The organism is Tardiphaga robiniae (genome assembly GCF_001618955.1).
Taxonomy (GTDB): Bacteria; Pseudomonadota; Alphaproteobacteria; order Rhizobiales; family Xanthobacteraceae; genus Tardiphaga; species Tardiphaga robiniae_A.
Window position 1 is genome coordinate 821,415 of the sequence record NZ_LVYV01000001.1, and the last position, 19,093, is coordinate 840,507.

The 19,093-nt window shown below is 61.6% G+C and carries 13 protein-coding genes; 8 read left to right on the forward strand and 5 right to left on the reverse strand.

Annotated elements, in window-relative coordinates:
- Positions 1-55: 55 nt before the first annotated feature.
- Entirely contained in the window at positions 56-370 is a 315-nt protein-coding gene (locus A4A58_RS03910) for a hypothetical protein (protein WP_068729932.1), read from the reverse strand.
- Positions 371-725: 355 nt separating this feature from the next.
- Here A4A58_RS03910 and rpsT point away from each other — a divergent pair, with 355 nt between their 5' ends.
- The 7 genes from rpsT to gyrB all read left to right on the forward strand — a co-directional run bounded on the left by rpsT (position 726) and on the right by gyrB (position 12,577).
- Positions 726-992, forward strand: a complete 267-nt coding sequence (gene rpsT, locus A4A58_RS03915; RefSeq protein ID WP_068729934.1) for a 30S ribosomal protein S20 — start codon at positions 726-728, stop codon at positions 990-992.
- Between the two features lie 1,226 nt (positions 993-2,218).
- Positions 2,219-3,652, forward strand: a complete 1,434-nt coding sequence (gene dnaA / locus A4A58_RS03920; protein ID WP_068729936.1) for a chromosomal replication initiator protein DnaA — start codon at positions 2,219-2,221, stop codon at positions 3,650-3,652.
- A gap of 244 nt (positions 3,653-3,896) precedes the next feature.
- Positions 3,897-5,015, forward strand: a complete 1,119-nt coding sequence (dnaN, locus tag A4A58_RS03925; RefSeq protein WP_068729938.1) for a DNA polymerase III subunit beta — start codon at positions 3,897-3,899, stop codon at positions 5,013-5,015.
- Between the two features lie 210 nt (positions 5,016-5,225).
- Entirely contained in the window at positions 5,226-6,374 is a 1,149-nt protein-coding gene (gene recF / locus A4A58_RS03930) for a DNA replication/repair protein RecF (RefSeq protein ID WP_068729940.1), read from the forward strand.
- A gap of 160 nt (positions 6,375-6,534) precedes the next feature.
- Positions 6,535-8,655, forward strand: coding sequence for a hypothetical protein (locus A4A58_RS03935; RefSeq protein ID WP_068729942.1), 2,121 nt, complete (start codon positions 6,535-6,537; stop codon positions 8,653-8,655).
- A 101-nt stretch (positions 8,656-8,756) separates the two neighbouring features.
- The gene (locus A4A58_RS03940; RefSeq protein ID WP_068729944.1) at positions 8,757-9,908 is read left to right on the forward strand and encodes an FUSC family protein; all 1,152 of its coding nucleotides are present in this window, start codon (positions 8,757-8,759) and stop codon (positions 9,906-9,908) included.
- Positions 9,909-10,135: 227 nt separating this feature from the next.
- Positions 10,136-12,577: a DNA topoisomerase (ATP-hydrolyzing) subunit B gene (gyrB, locus tag A4A58_RS03945; protein WP_068729946.1), complete on the forward strand. Its 2,442-nt coding sequence runs from the start codon at positions 10,136-10,138 to the stop codon at positions 12,575-12,577.
- Positions 12,578-12,644: 67 nt separating this feature from the next.
- Here the strand turns inward: gyrB and A4A58_RS03950 are convergent, their stop codons facing one another.
- From A4A58_RS03950 to A4A58_RS03965, 4 genes are all read right to left on the reverse strand, one after another.
- The gene (locus tag A4A58_RS03950) at positions 12,645-13,874 is read right to left on the reverse strand and encodes an ABC transporter substrate-binding protein (RefSeq protein WP_081421688.1); all 1,230 of its coding nucleotides are present in this window, start codon (positions 13,872-13,874) and stop codon (positions 12,645-12,647) included.
- A gap of 75 nt (positions 13,875-13,949) precedes the next feature.
- Positions 13,950-14,708 carry an enoyl-CoA hydratase/isomerase family protein gene (locus A4A58_RS03955; protein ID WP_068729948.1) on the reverse strand — a complete coding sequence of 253 codons (759 nt, stop codon included), beginning with the start codon at positions 14,706-14,708 and terminating at the stop codon, positions 13,950-13,952.
- Positions 14,708-15,946 carry a CaiB/BaiF CoA transferase family protein gene (locus A4A58_RS03960; protein ID WP_244499654.1) on the reverse strand — a complete coding sequence of 413 codons (1,239 nt, stop codon included), beginning with the start codon at positions 15,944-15,946 and terminating at the stop codon, positions 14,708-14,710. The genes A4A58_RS03955 and A4A58_RS03960 overlap by 1 nt, the downstream gene beginning before the upstream one ends.
- A 165-nt stretch (positions 15,947-16,111) precedes the next feature.
- Positions 16,112-17,422, reverse strand: a complete 1,311-nt coding sequence (locus tag A4A58_RS03965; protein ID WP_068729952.1) for a hydroxymethylglutaryl-CoA reductase, degradative — start codon at positions 17,420-17,422, stop codon at positions 16,112-16,114.
- 273 nt (positions 17,423-17,695) lie between these two features.
- Between A4A58_RS03965 and A4A58_RS03970 the strand changes: the two genes are divergently transcribed.
- Positions 17,696-19,090 carry a PLP-dependent aminotransferase family protein gene (locus A4A58_RS03970; protein WP_068729954.1) on the forward strand — a complete coding sequence of 465 codons (1,395 nt, stop codon included), beginning with the start codon at positions 17,696-17,698 and terminating at the stop codon, positions 19,088-19,090.
- The last annotated feature ends 3 nt before the right edge of the window (positions 19,091-19,093 follow it).

A 19,093-nucleotide genomic window follows, 5' to 3' on the forward strand; every position in this document is an offset into this window, starting at 1 on the left:
GCAATATAGGTATCTACGAGGGAAACGGCAGGTGTGTTACGTCGTCGAACGCCGTTCAATTCCGCGAATAGCCGATCAACGGCTTGCTTGGCCGAAACAACAGCATCAGCACGATGCCGAGCACGCCCATGACGGCCCAGGCCGGCTGGTTGAGCAGCAATTTGAGAAGCCCGCTGAGGAACGGCGCATTGGCATCGACCATCGCCTGGAAGGAACGCTGGCTGGCCTGGTTGATGTCGTTCCAGAACTCCCCGAGCCGGGTCAGCCGCAGCGCCTGATCGGCAATCGAGCGCGCCCCATCATAGACTAGGAACACGAACCCACCGGCCAGCAATAACAGCCCTATCAGGCGGAAAAACCCGCGGATCATCCGAATCCCCTCATCGCTCTCACCCCCGGCAATACCGGGCAAACCCGAGAAATTCAACCTCATCAGCAACTTAACCGCCACTCTGCGGCTGTTTTTCGTCTAAAGGCGCAGCCGGAAGGCGTTGACGGTGGAAATCGGGCACTCTATAAGGAGCGCCAATGGCGGTGGGCGCAATCCCGCCGCCGCTGTTCTTTGAGCGGCGCGCCCCGTGAGTTTCGAAACGCGTGAGCTTTGCCGCTCCGGGGATAGCATTTTCAGGAACACCCCGGAAACAGATCAGCGTTGGCCGCAGTCGAGCGGCAGACGTCAATCAGCCCGGCGCCCGAGACGGGACGCTGCTGAAGGATAGTGAGATATGGCCAATACGACCTCCGCCAAGAAGGCGACGCGCAAGATTGCCCGCCGCACCATCGTCAACAAGTCCCGCCGCACCCAGATGCGCGGTGCAGTCCGCACCGTCGAGGCGGCGATCAAGAGCGGCGACCGCGAAGCGGCGCTGAAGGCGATGAAGCTCGCCGAGCCTGAGCTGATGAAGGCTGCCCAGCGCAACCTCGTTCACAAGAATCTCGCGAGCCGCAAGGTCTCGCGTCTCGTTCATCAGATCGCGAAGCTCGCGCAGTAATCTGACGACAACATTCTTTCCAAAAAGCCCGGCTTCACGCCGGGCTTTTTTATGCCGCAATGCGTGCGCGCTATCGCGTCACAAATTCTGATGAACCGCAAAGGCCACCGCGCGCTTGCACGATGCGCGTCCCGTCATGTCTCTTCAACGACACGGCAGGAACACACAACGCATCACACCGAGTCCCAATCCGCCTTATCGCTTGCGTCAGCGTGATTCCGAAAAAGCAAGCGGCCCTCGCCACGATACTGAGTCCGATGTCTAGGGTTACCCTGACTCAACGCACAGAAAAAAACGCGCGGCTCTAATCACTTATCGGCATAGCGAAGCGGACCAGTTTGAAAACGCGGAATCGGCGCCTTCATTCGTAAATGAATTATGAATTTCTTTTTTCGCTCGCTCGAATTTGCAACGGCACTGTCACATTACGATTCAGCGCGTTGATTCAAAACCTTGACGTATCGCCAAAAAAATCACGATACGATCCGGGCTGCTCAAGTGAGGCTTTTACGGGGCATCTGAAAAATGATTCCGTTGCGAGAAACCGGGCGTGCTGTATTTCTTAATCACTCGCGGCGCCCCGCGGTTCTTCAGATCAGAGCGATTTAAGAACCAGGGCGGACCTTGGGATCAGCGACGGTCTTCAGGTTAGCGACACCTTCCAAGCTTTGATCGGATCGCAGCCCATAGCAATATGGGAAGGGTTGTTCTGTGTCGAAATTTCTCGGGTATCCATTCGGATGCTTTGAAAAGAAATGCGCACCGGCCAATCGCAACCAGCAAAGCTGACGGTGCGGAAGTAAGCGGGCAGACGAGCGGGCAAGACGACGATACGGGAATGCGACTGAACGAGTTTCGATGTTCAGCGTTGCGGACTAACTTTGAACCACATGTGAACTGACATCTTGCCGCGAGCGACCGCGGCGAGCGGGGGGAGGCTTTATGCGCAAATCAACCACGACAGCATTCCAGCGACCGCGATCTGCGTCTCGTTCAGATATGGCGACCCACACCTCCGCCCACGTTCCCGACAGACCCTCCAGTACGCGCTGACCTCGCGACGAGGTCCTCTTCGACATCACTGATCTGACCTCGGCCGGATGGCCGTTGGGCGGAGCTGTGCCCGAAGACGACGCGTCACACGAGGTCGCACCGCGTCTCCATACGCGGACATTCATCGGCAGCGTTGTGCCGGACACTCACTCTATCTGAAAAGTTCTCTGACAATGGCTAATATGGAACAGGATCACTGGTCTCGCGTGAAAGGTCGGCTGCGGTCGACGGTTGGCGAAGACGTTTACTCCAGCTGGTTCGCTCGGATGGATCTCGAAAGCGTGCAGGACGACAGCGTCCATCTTTCGGTACCCACCCGATTCCTGAAGAGCTGGATCCAGGCCCACTATGCCGAGCGCGTGCTGAACGCCTGGCAGGCCGAGATGCCGCAGGTTCATCGCGTCGATCTCACCGTGCGTTCGGCGATGCGCAACGTGGCGCCCGCCAACAAGGAAGCCGCCGCGCCAGCCGAAGCGCGCCGCACCGAGACGTCCAACAACCGTCATGCGCCCGAACTCCGCGCCACGGCCACCGCGCCAGTGTCCGCAAGTCATGAAGCACTCGGCGGCTCGCCGCTCGATCCGCGCCTGACTTTTGCGAGCTTCGTGCTCGGCCGCGCCAACACGCTGGCCCATGCTGCCGCGCGCCAGGTCGCCGAAGGCCGTCGCGGCGATCCGGTGATGTTCAACCCGCTTTATATCCATGCCGGCGTTGGCCTCGGCAAAACCCATCTGTTGCAGGCGGTGACCTGGGCCGGCAATTCCGGTCCCGACCGCAAGGTGCTGTATCTCACCGCCGAGAAATTCATGTACGGCTTCGTCGCTGCGCTGAAGACGCAGACGGCGCTCGCCTTCAAGGAAGCCCTGCGCGGCATCGACGTGCTGGTGATCGACGACATGCAGTTCCTGCAGGGCAAGACCACGCAGGCCGAGTTCTGTCACACGCTGAACGCGCTGATCGATGCCGGCCGCCAGGTCGTGATCGCCGCCGATCGCCCGCCGTCGGATCTGGAAAGCCTCGACGAACGCGTGCGTTCGCGCCTCGCCGGAGGCTTGGTGGTGGAAATGAGCTCACTCGGCGAAGAGTTGCGCCTGGGCATCCTGAAATCGCGCGTTGCCGCCGCGCGTGCACATCACGCCTCGTTCGAGGTGCCGGAGCCGGTGCTGGACTATCTGGCCCGCACCATCACCCATAACGGCCGCGACCTCGAAGGCGCAATTAACCGCCTGCTGGCGCATTCGAAGCTGAACGCCACGCCGGTCACGCTGGAAATGGCCGAGCGCGAAGTGCGCGACCTGATTCGCCCGCAGGAGCCGAAGCGCATCAAGATCGAGGACATCCAGCGTGTCGTCGCGCGTCAGTACAATGTCAGCCGGTCCGACCTCCTGTCGTCGCGCCGCACCGCCAATGTCGTTCGCCCCCGTCAGGTTGCGATGTATCTGGCCAAGACCCTGACGCTGCGCTCGCTGCCGGAAATCGGCCGCCGCTTCGGTGGCCGCGATCACACCACGGTTCTGCATGCCGTACGCAAGATCGAGGCGCTGGTCGGCAAGGACGTGGCTCTGCAGGACGAGGTCGAAACGCTGAAGCGCCAACTGCAGGAGTAAAGCGTCCCCGCCCCCGGCGCGCCGAAGCGTGCACCGGGGGCAGGACGAGGGTGTTAACCGTCAAAACATTGGGGGCCGGAAGCGCATCTCTCTTGCGCTTCCCGGCCATCCACGCCACCTTGCGGTCCCCCGTGGGATTGAGCAAAATCCACTTGATCGAGCTTGCGGGTGTCATCGCCGCGGCGCCCATTCGGGCTGCCAGGCATTTCCACACGACACCGGATTGAATCGGGCGGGTTTTGTTATGAAGGTCACCGTCGAACGCGCGCAACTCCTGAAGTCGCTGAGCCACGTCCATCGCGTGGTGGAGCGCCGCAACACGATTCCGATCCTGGGCAATGTGCTGATCCGCGCCGAAAATGCCCGGCTGTCGCTAAAGGCCACCGACCTCGACCTTGAAGTCACGGAAACCCTGGCCGCCGAAGTCGGCACTGCCGGTTCCACCACCGTGCCTGCCCATATGTTCTACGACATCGTCCGTAAACTGCCGGATGGCTCGCAGATCGTGTTGGAAGCCGATGGCGACCGCTCGGTGATGGCGATCCGCGCTGGACGTTCGCGCTTCACGCTGCAGACGCTGCCGGAGAATGATTTCCCGGATCTCGCCGCCGGCGAAATGACGCACTCGTTTGCGCTGCCCGCCTCCGACGTCAAGCGCCTGATCGACCGCACGCAGTTTGCGATCTCCACCGAAGAGACCCGCTATTATCTCAACGGCATCTATCTCCACGCCGCCGGCACCGCGACCGCGGCGACCCTGCGTGCCGTCGCCACCGACGGTCATCGTCTGGCGCAGATCGACCTCAAGCTGCCCAAGGGCGCCGACGGCATGCCGGGCGTCATCGTGCCACGCAAGACGGTCGGTGAAGTGCAGCGCCTGATCGAGGATCTGGAAGCCGAGATCACCATCGAACTGTCGCAGGGCAAGATCCGCTTCACGCTTGGCAATGTGGTTCTGACCTCGAAGCTGATCGACGGCACCTTCCCCGACTATGGCCGCGTGATCCCGCAGAACAACGACAAGGAACTGGTGATCGACAAGAAGGATTTCGAGAACGCAGTCGACCGCGTCTCGACAATCTCCAGCGAGCGCGGCCGCGCCGTGAAACTCGCGCTGTCGGCGGGCAAGCTGGTGCTGTCCGTGACCAATCCGGACTCGGGCAGCGCGACGGAAGAGCTCGAGGTCGAATACGCCTCCGACGCACTCGATATCGGCTTCAACTCGCGCTACCTGCTCGACATCGCCGCCCAGATCGAAGGCGACGTCGCCGTGCTGCGCCTCGCCGATCCCGGCTCGCCGACGCTGGTGCAGGACAAGGACGCCAAGGGCGCCCTCTATGTGCTGATGCCGATGCGGGTGTGAGTTCCTTCAGGTGTCGTTCCCGCGAAGGCGGGGACCCATAGCCTCCGAAGAACTAGTTGCAGCTAGGTAGCTACGACTCTGCCGTTTTAATTGTGCCGGCCGTGGTTATGGATTCCCGCCCCGCATGCGCCTTCGGCGCACTAGGCGGGGATGACAACGGAGATAGGCGCGGCGCGTTGCGACGACTTTAGCTGAGTCCCATATTCACGAATGACCGCCTCCCGCATCCATCGCCTGTCGCTCACCAATTTCCGCAGCTATCGCGCGGCATCGCTGGAGGCGTCGGCGGACATGGTCGCCCTCGTCGGCCCAAACGGCGCCGGCAAGACCAATTGCATCGAGGCGATCTCGTTTCTGTCGCCCGGCCGCGGCTTGCGGCGCGCCACGCTCGAAGACGTTGCGAATAACGAAGGCGACGGCTCCTGGGCCGTGTCGGCGACTGTCGAGGGTGAGGTTGGTCTCGCCACACTCGGCACCGGCATCGATGCCCCCGCGGCAGAAGGTGCGTCCACCAGCCGTCGCTGTCGTATCGACCGGGAGCCTGTCGGTTCTGCCGCAGCATTCGGCGATCACCTGCGCATGGTGTGGCTGACGCCAGCCATGGACCAGCTGTTCATGGGCGCCGCCTCCGAACGCCGGCGCTTCTTCGACCGCCTCGTGCTGGCCATCGACAAGGATCACTCCGGTCGCGTCTCTGCACTCGAGCGTAGCCTGCGTTCGCGCAACCGCTTGCTCGAAGACCGGAACAGCGACGCCCACTGGCTCGACGCCATCGAGCGGGAGACAGCCGAACTCGCGGTTGCCGTCGCCGCGACACGCGGCCAGACTGCAATGCGGCTCGCAGAGATGTTGCGCGTCCGCGGCGAAGCCTCGGCCTTTCCATCCGCACTCATCATGCTCGACGGCTGGATGGAGAATGCGCTGGTCAATGAACCGGCCACAGCGGTCGAAGATCGCTATCGCCAGATCTTGCGCGATGGTCGCCCGCGTGATGCCGCCGCCGGCCGCACGCTCGACGGCCCGCATCTCACCGACCTGCAGGTGATCTATGCGCCGAAAAACATGCCGGCGCGCGATGCCTCCACCGGCGAACAGAAGGCCCTGTTGATCGGGCTCATCCTCGCCCACGCCACGCTGGTCGCGGAGATGACCGGCATCACGCCACTCCTGTTACTTGACGAAGTCGTCGCCCATCTCGACCCTGATCGGCGCAAGTCGCTGTTCGGCGAGCTCTCGAAATTGGGCGCCCAGGTCTGGATGACCGGCGCCGATCCCGCTGCTTTCGCGGAAATCGGCACCTCCGGCGAGATCTTCGATATCGCCAATGGGTGCGCCACGCGGCGCCAACCGGCCGGTTGAACCAAAGCAACACCTCCTACAACTCACTTTAAGTGCCCCGCGCAAATGATGTCGCTGCCCTTGTGGGCAGCGCTTTTGCATGCACGCAAGCAAACGCCGGAGGCTTTCAGTGATGTTTTCAAGCAAACGCGGGATACAGCTCCCGACCAGACACTGCCTGTTGGCCCTGCTCGTCAGCACCGCCATCGCCGGCGGCTCGCTGGCCTGCCGCGCCGAAGACGGCCTGGTGGATGTGAGAACGCTGCCATACATCGAAGGCGCAATGGCTCGGCCGGAAGCCACCAAATATCCTAACCTCAGCGCCAGCTATTTTGGCGCGGGCACTGTTGCAGACACCATTGCCAGCACCGGCAGATTACTCGCCGCCGACGGCTGGATCGCCTACACGCCGCCATTCGAGGCCTCGAATCGCAGTCGCTGGTACAAGAAGGGTGCGCAGGGCGTGTCGGCATCCTTCATGTCCGACGGCAGCCGAACGGATCGGTCGGGCGTCAGCTACAGCTCGCAGCGCCTTGAGGTAAACCTGCCTTTCCCTGATCAGGCGACCGACATCGTCTATGACGAGCGGCGACCGTATCTTGGATGCACGACGGCTGAAACTGTCGATGCAACGCTCGCTTTCTTTCAGAAAGAACTCACTGCATTGGGCTGGTCGCCGCTGTCCGCGGGCGCAGCCGAGGCGCGTTGGCCGGACGCGAAGGTCGACGAGACGAGCGCGAATGGCGTGCGTGTCTATTTTACCCGCGACGGTAACACGCGACAGTTGCCGGTGATGCTGAGCTTACAGCGGAGCGCCGATAACAAGACCAGTGTCGAAATTCGCGTGGCGCCCTTCGCGCTTCCGCAAGATCTCGCTGCGGGTCCTGAATCCGCAGGCTTGCCGCGGCCGGAACGCATCAAATCTGCCGGAACCACCGGCAGCGCAGATTCCGTCAAGCGCGAAGCACATGCGCTGATTCCGGCCGAGCTCGGCCCCGTGCTCGCCTTCTATCGCCGCGAACTCGGCAAGAGGGGCTGGGTCGAGCAGAGCAAGGACACCGTCGTCACCACCGATCGCGCCTCGCTTGCATTCACCTCCCCAGAGGAAACTGCGACGCTGCAGATCGGTCGCAAATACGATCTGACCACCGTGCAGATCGACGTACAAGTTCTTCCATCTGTGATCGCAGCGCGCGCGAAGGCCAAAAAGGAAGCAGACGACCGCTTTATCAAGGATGCACTCGCGTTCGGGCAAGCGGCTATTGCCGAAGCGGATGCGAAGCGCCCCGCGGCGCAAACCGCACGTGGGCCAGAAGCGCCATTGCGCGCGATGGACGGTTCGAACACACCGATTCCCATCCCCTACACCGCCAGCAACATCGACTTCGATGGCGCCGATGGCAGACTCGCATTCACGAGTTCCTCGAGCGTCAGCGCGCTGGCGGATTTTTACCGCAGCGGAATGAAGACGCTCGGCTGGAAGAGCACGCCGTCGGTCATCAACAATCCCAATATGGTGGTGTTGAATTTCAGCAAGGCCAAGCAAAGCATCTCGCTGACGGCGATGCAGATGGGCCCGAAGGTCAATGTTACCGCCACGGGCTCGGGCCTGAAGGGCGCGCCTGTCGCAGCCGTTGCCAGCAACACGACCACGACGGACAACGCCAAGAGCGTCGAACAGGTTCTCGAATCCGACGGCGATACTGACTATCCCACGCCGAAGCAGCGTACATTGCGATCGCTCGGCACGTCAGGGCTGCCCGGCGGCGCGCCGTTCAGGCACGAATTGAGCGCCTCTATTCCTTCCGGATTGGACTCGGTTCTGGCGTTCTACCGACGCGAACTCACGCAGCGACAGTGGCAGGAAGACACGAAGAACGCGGTCATCAAACCCGACAGCGCCATGCTGGCCTTCAAGGCGCCCGATGGTCCCGCCATGCTGAAGCTGGAACGCCGCAACGACGAGACCACGGTCAGTCTGGTGGTGCGCCATCCCGCAGAAGCGACGAAAGCGGGCATCCTGCCCGCGCCAGGCAAGGTTCGGCTGCTGTTCGGCAATATGGGTGACGCGGAAGTGTCGGTCAGCGTCAATAACAAGACGATCAAGGTCGCGCCCGGCGTGGGCGGACCGCAAAATCCGAACGGGCCGACGATGGAACTGCCGCCCGGCGCCTACAAGGTCACGATCAAGGCCGCGGGCAAGCCCGCACATGACAGCACGATCAAGGTGGCGGCCAATGACAGCTGGGGCCTGATGGTTGGCCCCGACGGTCGGGATATGCTGCCGCTGCAGCTCTACTGAGGACAAAGCGTGCGGGCGCACCAGCGAGCGTATCCATCGTCGCATTGAGCCATGAGAAATCGGCTGTTGTAGGCGGCGCGTGACGGCATAAATATCTGTCGATGCTGGTATTTTTTGCCATTCACCTGTCGCGGATCGCACGCGCATTCGGAAACGAAATGCGTTCGCTGCCGATCCCCGGGCCGCGCATGATCGACGAGGCCGAATGCATCTGTTCGGTGCTGCTGGCCATCATCTTGTCGCACGCCATCGGCGCCGAGAATGTCGGCTGGGCCGCGTTCTCGGGCTACATGGTGATGCGCTCGCATGTCGCCGAAAGTTTCACGCGCGGTGTCCTTCGCGTCATCGGCACGCTCGCGGGTGCAGGGCTCGCGCTTGCGGCTGCGCCATTGCTGCTCAAGCAACCACTGTTGCTGAGTCTCGGTCTGCTGATCGGCGGCGGCGTCACGCTGTATTTCGCCATCGTCGGCCGCCGTGCCTATGCCTGGCTGTTCACCGGCCTTACCTTCCTGATGGTACTGATCGAAGGCATGGAACATGTGCGCGAGCCGATCCTGCGCTTTGCCTCGACGCGCGTGCTCGAAGTGCTGGCCGGTACCACCGCCTGCGTCATCGTCAGTGCGATCTCGACCTGGACAGTGCGGCGCGCGCTACCGAATCCGGACAACAATCTGCGCGCCAAGCCAGTCGACCTGCCGACGCGGCAATGGCACGCCACGGTGGCGCGTCACGCCTTGGTCGGCGGCATTGCATTGGCGTTGATCCCCTGGGCCTGGCAGTGGCTCGGCATCCCCTCGCTCAGCCAATCCAGCATAACGATCTTCGCGGTCATGCTGGTGCCAGCCGCATCGCTGGCGGAAGGCATGCTCAGCCCGGTTTCTTCGCGCATGATGAACCGACTGGTTGGCTGTCTCGCGGGCGGCCTCCTGGCCAGCGCAATCCTGCTGGTCAGCCGCCATTCGCCCGTCGTGATGACCGTCGGACTCGCGCTCGGCGTCATGATCGGCCGTCACATCGAAAATGGCCCGCCCTCTATGAGCTATGCGGGCCTGCAGTTCACGCTCGCTTTCCTCGTGGTGTTGGTGCCCGACAACTACGCCAATGCCGTCCTGGAGCCCGGCTATGACCGCCTGTTCGGCATTCTGTTCGGGATGGTGTTACTGGAGCCGGTGGTGCTCATCGCGCATCTGATCGCCCGGCGCAGCCTCAAGACGAATGCCGACAAACCGGTTGCGGGACTGGCTGACAAATAGCCTTCGGAATGCACGCAAGCCGGGCATTTTCGACGCCCGGAACAGGCGCGAAATCGGGCTGCTAAAACGGCCTCAAATCGTCTTGAAATGGTGCCAAAAAATCCTATTTATTCAATAACTTGCTGCGCGTTACTTTGCGCTAGGCGCAATGCGCCTTTCATGGCACAAATAGAGCGATTCAAGCGCCGTTTTCCGCGCTGATTCGGCACACCTTCGAAGGCCCCTACATGACTGAACCAGCCCGGCAACCCATCGCCGACACTGAGCATGCCATTCCCATCGAATACGGTGCGGAATCGATCCGGGTCCTGAAGGGACTCGACGCCGTCCGTAAGCGGCCGGGCATGTATATCGGCGATACCGACGACGGTTCGGGCCTGCATCACATGGTCTACGAAGTCGTCGATAACGCGATCGACGAAGCGTTGGCGGGTCACGCCAGCGCCGTCGAAGTTATTCTGAATGCCGATGGTTCGGTGACGGTGCGCGACGACGGTCGCGGCATTCCCGTCGACATCCACAAGGGCGAAGGCATCTCGGCAGCCGAGGTCATCATGACCCAGCTCCACGCCGGCGGAAAATTCGACCAGAATTCCTACAAGGTGTCCGGCGGTCTGCATGGCGTCGGCGTGTCCGTCGTCAACGCGCTGTCGAGCAAGCTGATCCTGCGCGTCTGGCGCAACGACAAAGAACACCGCATCGAATTCGCCCATGGTGACGCTGTGGCGCCGCTCTCGGTGGTCGGCGATGCCAATGGCAGGCGCGGCACCGAAGTGACGTTCTATGCCTCGGCGGAAACCTTCACGACACTCGAATATGATTTTGCGACACTCGAACATCGTCTGCGCGAACTCGCCTTCCTGAATTCCGGCGTCAACATCAGATTGTCGGATCTGCGTCACCCGGTCGAGAAGACCGAGAACATGATGTATGAGGGCGGCGTCGAGGAATTCGTCAAATATCTCGACCGCAACAAGAAGGCGATGGTGCCGACGCCGATCGTAATGCGCGCCGAACAGAGCGGCATCAGTGTCGAAGTCGCGATGTGGTGGAACGACAGCTACCACGAGAATGTGCTGTGTTTTACCAACAATATCCCGCAACGCGACGGTGGTACCCATCTGGCCGGTTTCCGCGGCGCGCTGACGCGCCAGGTCAACGGCTATGCCGAAGTTGTCGCCAAGAAGGAAAAGATCGCACTGACCGGCGACGATTGCCGCGAAGGTCTAACTGCCGTGCTGTCAGTGAAAGTGCCCGATCCGAAATTTTCGTCGCAGACCAAGGACAAGCTGGTGTCCTCGGAAGTGCGTCCGGTGGTCGAGAACGTTCTCAACGAAGCCCTCGCCTCGTGGTTCGAGGAACATCCGACCGAGGCTAAGATCATCGTCAGCAAGGTGATCGAAGCCGGCGCTGCCCGCGAAGCCGCCCGCAAGGCCCGCGAACTGACCCGACGCAAGGGCGCGCTGGATATCGCCTCCCTGCCCGGTAAGCTGGCCGACTGCCAGGAGCGCGATCCCGCCAAGTCCGAACTGTTCATCGTCGAGGGTGACTCGGCAGGCGGCTCCGCGAAACAGGGCCGCAACCGCGAATTCCAGGCCGTGCTGCCGCTGCGCGGCAAGATCCTCAATGTCGAGCGCGCGCGCTTCGACAAGATGCTCGGCTCCGAACAGATCGGCACGCTGATCACGGCGCTCGGCACCGGCATCGGCCGCGACGACTTCGACCTGTCGAAACTGCGTTATCACAAGATTATCCTGATGACGGACGCCGACGTCGATGGCGCGCATATCCGCACGCTGCTGCTGACGTTCTTCTTCCGTCAGATGCCGACGCTGATCGAAGGCGGCTATCTCTACATCGCTCAGCCGCCGCTTTACAAAGTGACGCGCGGCAAGTCCGAGCAGTATCTCAAGGACGAGCGGGCGCTGGAAGATTACCTGATCGATACCGGTCTCGACGACTGCATCTTCAAGCTCGCTTCGGGCGAGGATCGCACAGGCCGCGATCTGCTAGCGCTGGTGGAAGATGCCCGCATCATCCGCGGCACGCTCAACAATCTGCACTCGCGCTATAATCGCAAAGTCGTCGAGCAGGCTGCAATCGCTGGCGTGCTCAATCCGCGGGTCACCGCCGATCTCGCCACCGCGAATGCCGCCGCCGCTTACATTGCCAAGCGGCTGGACGCGCTGGCCGACGAAGTCGAGCGTGGCTGGATCGGTGAATTCCGCGAAGGCCAGGGCTTCTTCTTCGAACGCACGATTCGCGGTGTGAGGGACGTCTCCTTCATCGACGACGCCCTGCTCGGCTCCGCCGATGCGCGCAAGCTCGACGAATATGCCGGCAGCCTGCAGGAAGCCTATCCGAAATCCGGCGTCCTGCGCCGCAAGGACATCGAATTCCCGATCCACGGCCCCGTCTCGCTGTTCGAGGCCGTCACCGACGCCGGCCGCAAGGGCGTGGCCCTGCAGCGCTACAAAGGTCTGGGCGAGATGAACCCCGGCCAGCTCTGGGAAACCACGCTCGACACCAATGAGCGCTCGCTGCTGCAAGTCCGGGTCAAGGAAGTCGACGAGGCCGACGACATCTTCACCAAACTGATGGGCGATGTGGTCGAACCGCGCCGCGAATTTATCCAGGACAATTCGCTCAGCGCGAATGTGGACGTGTAAGCGGATCGCGCCCCAGAGATAAAACTGAAAAGGCCCGCCATTCTTGGCGGGCCTTTTTGCGTTTATCCTACTTGTTTACCAGCGGGCAGCGCGACTGCGCCAACGGCTGGAAGGCCTGATCTGCCGGGATCGTGGCGAGCAGCTTGTAGTAATCCCACGGCGCCTTGGACTCGTTCGGCTTCTTCACCTCGAACAGATACATGTCGTGGACCATACGACCGTCTTCGCGGATCTTGCCGTTCTTGTAGAACACGTCATCGACGGGCAGTTCACGCATCTTCTTCATCACCTCTTCGGTGCTGTCGGTGCCGGCGGCCTGAACGGCCTTCAGATAATGCAGTACCGATGAATATGTGCCGGTCTGAAGCATGTTCGGCATGGCGTTCACCTTCCCGTAGAAGCGCTTCGACCACTTCCGCGTCTCGTCGTTCATGTCCCAATACGACGCCTCGGTGATCGTCAGCCCCTGGGCCTCCTTCAATCCGAGACCGTGAACGTCGTTGATAAATCCCGCCAGCGCCGAAAGCTTCTGGCCGCCTGCCGTCAAGCCGAACTCTGCCGCCTGCTTGATCGAATTAATGGTGTCGCCGCCGGCATTGGCGAGAGCCACAACCTTGGCCTTGGACGACTGCGCCTGAAGCAGGACGGAGGCGAAGTCCGCCGTTCCGACCGGATGCTTCGTCGCACCGGCGACCTTGCCGCCCGATGCCTTGACGACATCACCAGTGTCCTTCTCGAGGCCTTGACCGAACGCATAGTCCGCCGTCACGAAATACCAGGTATCGAAACCCTGGCTGACAAGCGCCTTGCCTGTGCTGTTCGCGATAGCGAATGTGTCATAGGCCCAATGAACCACATAGGGTCCACACACCTCGTTCGTGATTCGGGTCGATCCCGGCGAGCTCAGTGTGATGATCTTCTTCTTCTCCTTGGCGATCTCAAGGACGGCCAAGGCAGGCGACGACGACGCAACGTCGAGAATGGCATCGACTTTGTCGGTATCGAACCATTTGCGCGCGGCCGTGGCTGCAATGTCCGGCTTGTTCTGGTGATCTGCGAACACGACTTCGACTGGCATGCCGAGGACCTTGCCGCCGAAATCCTCCACCGCCATCTGCGCCGCAGTGACGGCGCCCTTGCCGGTAATGTCGGCATAGACGCCCGACATATCCTCGATCACGCCGACACGGACAACACCATCCGAGACCTGTGCATTCTGCGCCAAAGCAGAGACGGTGCAAAGAAAAATGCTGGCAATCGCCGTCGTAAAGCACGCCCCCAGTTCAGATTGTCTCATATCATCCACCCCTTTTACGTTTTTGATTTTCAATACGCCTGCGACGCGCGATCTCTCCAGGGACCTATCGCATCGTCACTTCTCGTTTCCTCTGTTCGCAAACGCAGCCAGGCCACGCTTGGCATCCGCACTCGTGAAGGTGCGCTGACCGAGTGCGGCCTCCACGCGAAATGCTTCTGCGAGCGGCAGGTCCTGAAGCGTCAGCGCCGCTTCCTTGATGGTCTGGATGGCGATCGGACTCAGTGCCGCGATCTTTGCTGCCATCTCATAGGCCAGCGGTTCGACTTGATCGGAATCGACAAGCTGGTTGACGACGCCTTTGGCAAGCATGTCATCCGCGGAAAAGCGCTCCGCCGTCAGCATGATCTCCATGGCATGCGCGTAGCCGATCTGCCGGACCAGGCGCACGAGCGTGCCTCCCGCCGGCACGAAACCGTGCTTCGGTTCGGGCAGTTGAAAGACAGCGTCGCGCGCCGCGATCCGGATGTCCGTCGCCAGCATGATCTCGAACCCGCCGCCCATGCACATGCCGCGAATGGCGCTGATGACCGGCTTATAGAATCCGGGAAACTTGATATGGGCCGGATCCCAGGCAGAGATGTCGATTGTGTCCGCCGCAAGTGCAGGAATGGACTCCCGGAGGTCAGCACCGACGCAGAAGGCGCGATCGCCCGCACCGGTCAGCACCACGGCCCGGATCTCATCGTCATCCTTGATGGCGTGGAATGCGCGGCCGAGGTCGTCATACATGGCGAGCGTCAGCGCATTCATCTTGTCCGGCCGGTTGATCCGGACCGTTGCGACGTGACTGTCCTTGGTGAAATCAATCGCCATCAGATCGCTCCCGACGCCTTGAGACGCGCCAGTTCGGCCGCCGTGACATCCGCCAACCGGGAGAGAACCTCTGCATTGTCCTCGCCAGGCAGCGGCGCTTTTTCGAACGACATCTGCCCCGCACCGGATAGCTTGATCGGCAGACCGAACATGCCGATCAGCTTTCCGGCGATCGGAACGTCGACGATCATGTTGCGTGCGGCGATATGCGGATCTTCGACCACTTCGGCGATGGTTTTGATGGCGCTGAGCGGGATCTTGTCGCCGGCCATCTCCTCGAGTTCGGCCTTGGTGTAGTGGCTGAACCAGCGTTCCAGCAGCGGCTTGACCCTGGTTTCCGCAACAATGAGATCAAATCGCTTTTCCATCGTATCGATGACCGGATCGCGCGCCATTTCAGGCTCACCGAACAGGGCACACGTGATGGCCCAGAACTTGTCGGTGTAGCCGCCGAAGAAAACGTAGCCGTCCTTGCAGGGAAACTGGCCATAGGGCCGAACGAACGGATGATCGTTGCCCAGTGGCGAGGCGACCTCTTTCTGCGCGGTGTAACGGACCACGGCGTTCTCGGTCAGTGTCAGTACGGAGTCTTGCTGAGACACATCGACCACCTGACCGACACCGGTCTTCTCCGCCTCTCGCAATGCTGCGAGCGTTCCGATAGCCGCATAGAGGGAAGCGGCGAGGTCGCCGATGATCGTGCCGACGCGAACGGGCGGCATGTCGGCATAGCCATTCATCGACCACAGCCCGCCGGCCGCCTGCCCCGTATTGTCATAGGCCGGCTTGGATGAATTTGGACCTGTGCGACCGAAGCCACTGATAGCGGTGTAGACGAGCTTGGGATTGAGTTCGCGCAGCACCTCGTAGCTGAGACCAAGCTTGTCCATGGTGCCAGGGCGGAAGTTCTCGACGAGGATGTCGGCCTTCTGCACCAGCTTCTTCAACAGAGCCTTGCCATCATCGGATTTGAGATTGAGCGTGATGCCCCTCTTGTTGCGGTTGAACTGTGTGAAGAAGGCGCTGAGTTGCTCATCATCGTTGCCGACGAAGGGTGGAAAGGTCCGCGCATAATCCGGCTCTCCGGGATGCTCCACCTTGATCACGGTGGCACCCAGGTCTGCGAACAACATCGAGCAGAATGGACCTGCGACAACACGCGTGATGTCAAGCACCGTCACGCCCTTGAGAGGACCGTTGCGCTCCTTGAGCCCAACTATCTTTTCTGCTGTGTTCACGTCATCCTCCCAGTCCATACGAATGTCCGCCGACAACATCGGCGCGCATGGTTTTCGTACAAGAGCATGAGTATCGAAGATACATTTTCATACCCGCCGGCCGTGCAGGCGTGATGCCTGCACGAAGTTGCGTTGCACAAAGTGGCGTTAGAACGTCTCCACTTTTTACGACCGCAGCTTTTCGAGAACTTCCTTGGCGCGGTCGACACGGACGTCGTGATCGGCGGCAAGCGCGGCGGCGACCTTCTCGATCTCGTCGCCGGTCGCTCCGGCCACGATCGCGATGTTTCGCGCGTGAAGCGCCATGTGCCCTTTCTGGATGCCTTCGGTGGCCAGCGCACGAAGCGCGCCCATGTTCTGCGCCAGACCGACGGCAACCGTGACTTCCGCCAGTTCCTGCGCACTCTGCACGCCAAGTATCTTCAGGGCCGCTCGCGCGGCGGGATGAGTCTTGGTGGCACCGCCGACGAGGCCGAGCGCCATCGGCATCTCGATGGTGCCGACGAGATTGCCCTTGCCATCGATTTCCCAATTGGTGAGCGAAGTGTAGCGGCCGGAGCGCGAGGCCCAGACATGGGCACCGGCCTCGATGGCGCGCCAGTCATTGCCGGTGGCGACCACGACGGGATCGATACCGTTCATGATGCCCTTGTTGTGGGTCGCAGCGCGGTAGGGATCGACGATCGCAAACGCGCAGGCCTCGACGATGCCGCGGGCGATCCGCTCGCCGCTGTATTCGTCGGTCTTCAGCGCCTCCGGCGTGACGCGCACCATGGCGCGCGCGATGCGGAGATCCGCGTAATTCGACAAAATACGAAGGCGAACCTCGCCGCCGGTGATCTTCTCGATCAGCGGCGCGACCGTCTCCGCCATCGTGTTGACGGTGTTGGCGCCCATGGCATCGCGCACGTCGACGATGAGATGCACAGCCATCATCGGCCCCACCGGTGTGTCTTCGAACACATGCACCTCGACGTCGCGGCAGCCACCGCCGAGCGAGATCAGCACCTTGTCTTTGGCATTAGCCGCCTCAAGGATGGCATCGCGCTCGCGTAGCACGCGCGCACGGGCGCCGTGCACGTCGGTCACGCCTAGCACCTGCACCTGCGCACGCATGATCGGCGCGGAGCTTGAGGTCTGGAAACCGCCGCATTTGCGAACGATGCGCGCCATATAGGACGCTGCAGCCACCACCGACGGCTCCTCGACCGCCATCGGAATCAGATAGTCACGGCCGTTCACGGTGAAATTGGTGGCGACACCGACCGGCAGTTCGAATGTGCCGATGACATTCTCGATCATGCCATTGGCGAGTTCGAGCGGCAGCGTACCGGGACTGAAGGCCGCGCGCTCGGTGTCACCGAGCGAGGTCGCTTCGATCACACGGCCCAGCCTTTCGGCAGGCGCGAGATTGCGCAGATTTTCCAAACGCGAATTGATCTTTCCGGGCTGTTCGCCCGACTTCGAACCGGCCATTGCGGCGCCTCCTATGCAGGGTCTTCTGTTGGCGGCACGTTAGGCATCCGCGGATGACGTCCGAAAGAGACAGTTCTGAAATATTGTCCTAGACTGTACCCATGGCGATATGACCACTCTATTCGCGGATGCAGCATTCTTCCGTGCAAATGGAGCGCAGACCAGATTCATCTGCGCGAAGACATGAGACTGGACGATTGAATTCAATCTTGTCGCTCTTGGAGAAAGGTACGGTTCTGATGGACCGTCCAGCACTGCACCTGGAGGCATTGCTTGACCGCTTCTCGTGAGCCGTCCGACCGCAGCACAACGCTGGCCGAGACTTTGGCCGGCCGGTTGCGTGTGCAAATCCTCTCGGGCGCATTGCCGGAAGGCAACCGCCTGCCCTCGATCAGAAAGGCCGCCGGGGAATTTGGCGTGTCGAAGAACACCGTGGTCGAAGCCTATGACCGACTGGTGCTTGGCAATCTCGTCGCGGCAAAGGCAGGCTCCGGTTTCGTGGTCATCTATCGCGGGGATGATGGCGGGCGACCGAAACACGTGAGCGAAGCCGTCGACATCGCATCGCTGCTGAGTGCCCAGCTCTCGCAGAATTTCGAGATCCGCGTCGGCGACGGACGGCCGCCGGCTTCGTGGACGGAGCAATCGGAGATCAAGCGCCATCTGAGCGGGACCGGACGGATCCTGCCGGCCGCCGCTGACGCCTATGGCTCCGCGCTCGGATTCCTGCCGCTCCGACAACAGATCGCATTGCGGCTGCAAGCCCAACAAGTCGCGGTGAAGGAAGACGGGCTTCTGCTCACATTCGGAGCCAATCACGCGCTCGACCTGATCATCCGCGCGATGCTGTCGCCTGGCGATACGGTGCTGGTGGACGAGCCCGGCTATTATCCTCTGTTCGCAAAGCTCACGCTGGCGCAGGTTCGCATCGTCGGTGTTCGCCGCCTGGCGGATGGGCCGGATGTCGATGACCTCGCCGCAAAGATCCAGTCGGAGCGACCGAAGCTGTTTTTCACGCAGTCGCTCGGCCACAATCCGACCGGAGGATCGATCACGCTGCCCGTGGCGCATGCGGTGCTTCAGGCGGCGATGCGATCGAACCTCGTGATCGTTGAGGACGACCCGTTTGCCGATCTCCCGATGGCGGTGAACGGCCGGCTGGCGACGCTCGATCAGTTGAACAATGTAATCTCGATCGGGACCTTCTCGAAGACGCTGTCGGCGAGCCTACGATCGGGCTTCATCGCGGCCCGCAGCGACCGCATCGCGACGCTGGCCGAATTGAAGATGCTTACCACCGTCAACAGTTCGGGACATGTGGAGCGACTGCTGCACCGGCTGCTCGCGGACGGCCACTATGAACGGCACCTGAAGCGGCTGGGACAGCGGAGTGAAGCCGCCATGGGCCAGGTGCGCGCCAATCTCGTGCGCGGCGGGCATCAGCTCTATGCCGACGCACGCACGGGCTATTACCTGTATCTGCTGCTGCCGGACGGGATCGACGACATGGCGCTGGCGCGCGAAGGCGCGAAGGACAGCATCTTCATCGCGCCGGGAAGCCTGTTCTGCCTTGACAAGAACAGCCCGCTGGCGCGGGCGATCAGAATTAATGTGTCGCGGGCGGACAATCCGAAGTTCTACGAATTTCTGCTGCGCCGGCTGCAATAGACG

Coding starts and splice junctions, on each gene's coding strand:
- A4A58_RS03910 (WP_068729932.1), bottom strand. CDS start 370: ATGATCCGCGGGTTTTTCCGCCTGATAGGGCTGTTATTGCTGGCCGGT.
- rpsT (WP_068729934.1), top strand. CDS start 726: ATGGCCAATACGACCTCCGCCAAGAAGGCGACGCGCAAGATTGCCCGC.
- dnaA (WP_068729936.1), top strand. CDS start 2,219: ATGGCTAATATGGAACAGGATCACTGGTCTCGCGTGAAAGGTCGGCTG.
- dnaN (WP_068729938.1), top strand. CDS start 3,897: ATGAAGGTCACCGTCGAACGCGCGCAACTCCTGAAGTCGCTGAGCCAC.
- recF (WP_068729940.1), top strand. CDS start 5,226: ATGACCGCCTCCCGCATCCATCGCCTGTCGCTCACCAATTTCCGCAGC.
- A4A58_RS03940 (WP_068729944.1), top strand. CDS start 8,757: ATGCTGGTATTTTTTGCCATTCACCTGTCGCGGATCGCACGCGCATTC.
- gyrB (WP_068729946.1), top strand. CDS start 10,136: ATGACTGAACCAGCCCGGCAACCCATCGCCGACACTGAGCATGCCATT.
- A4A58_RS03950 (WP_081421688.1), bottom strand. CDS start 13,874: ATGAGACAATCTGAACTGGGGGCGTGCTTTACGACGGCGATTGCCAGC.
- A4A58_RS03955 (WP_068729948.1), bottom strand. CDS start 14,708: ATGGCGATTGATTTCACCAAGGACAGTCACGTCGCAACGGTCCGGATC.
- A4A58_RS03965 (WP_068729952.1), bottom strand. CDS start 17,422: ATGGCCGGTTCGAAGTCGGGCGAACAGCCCGGAAAGATCAATTCGCGT.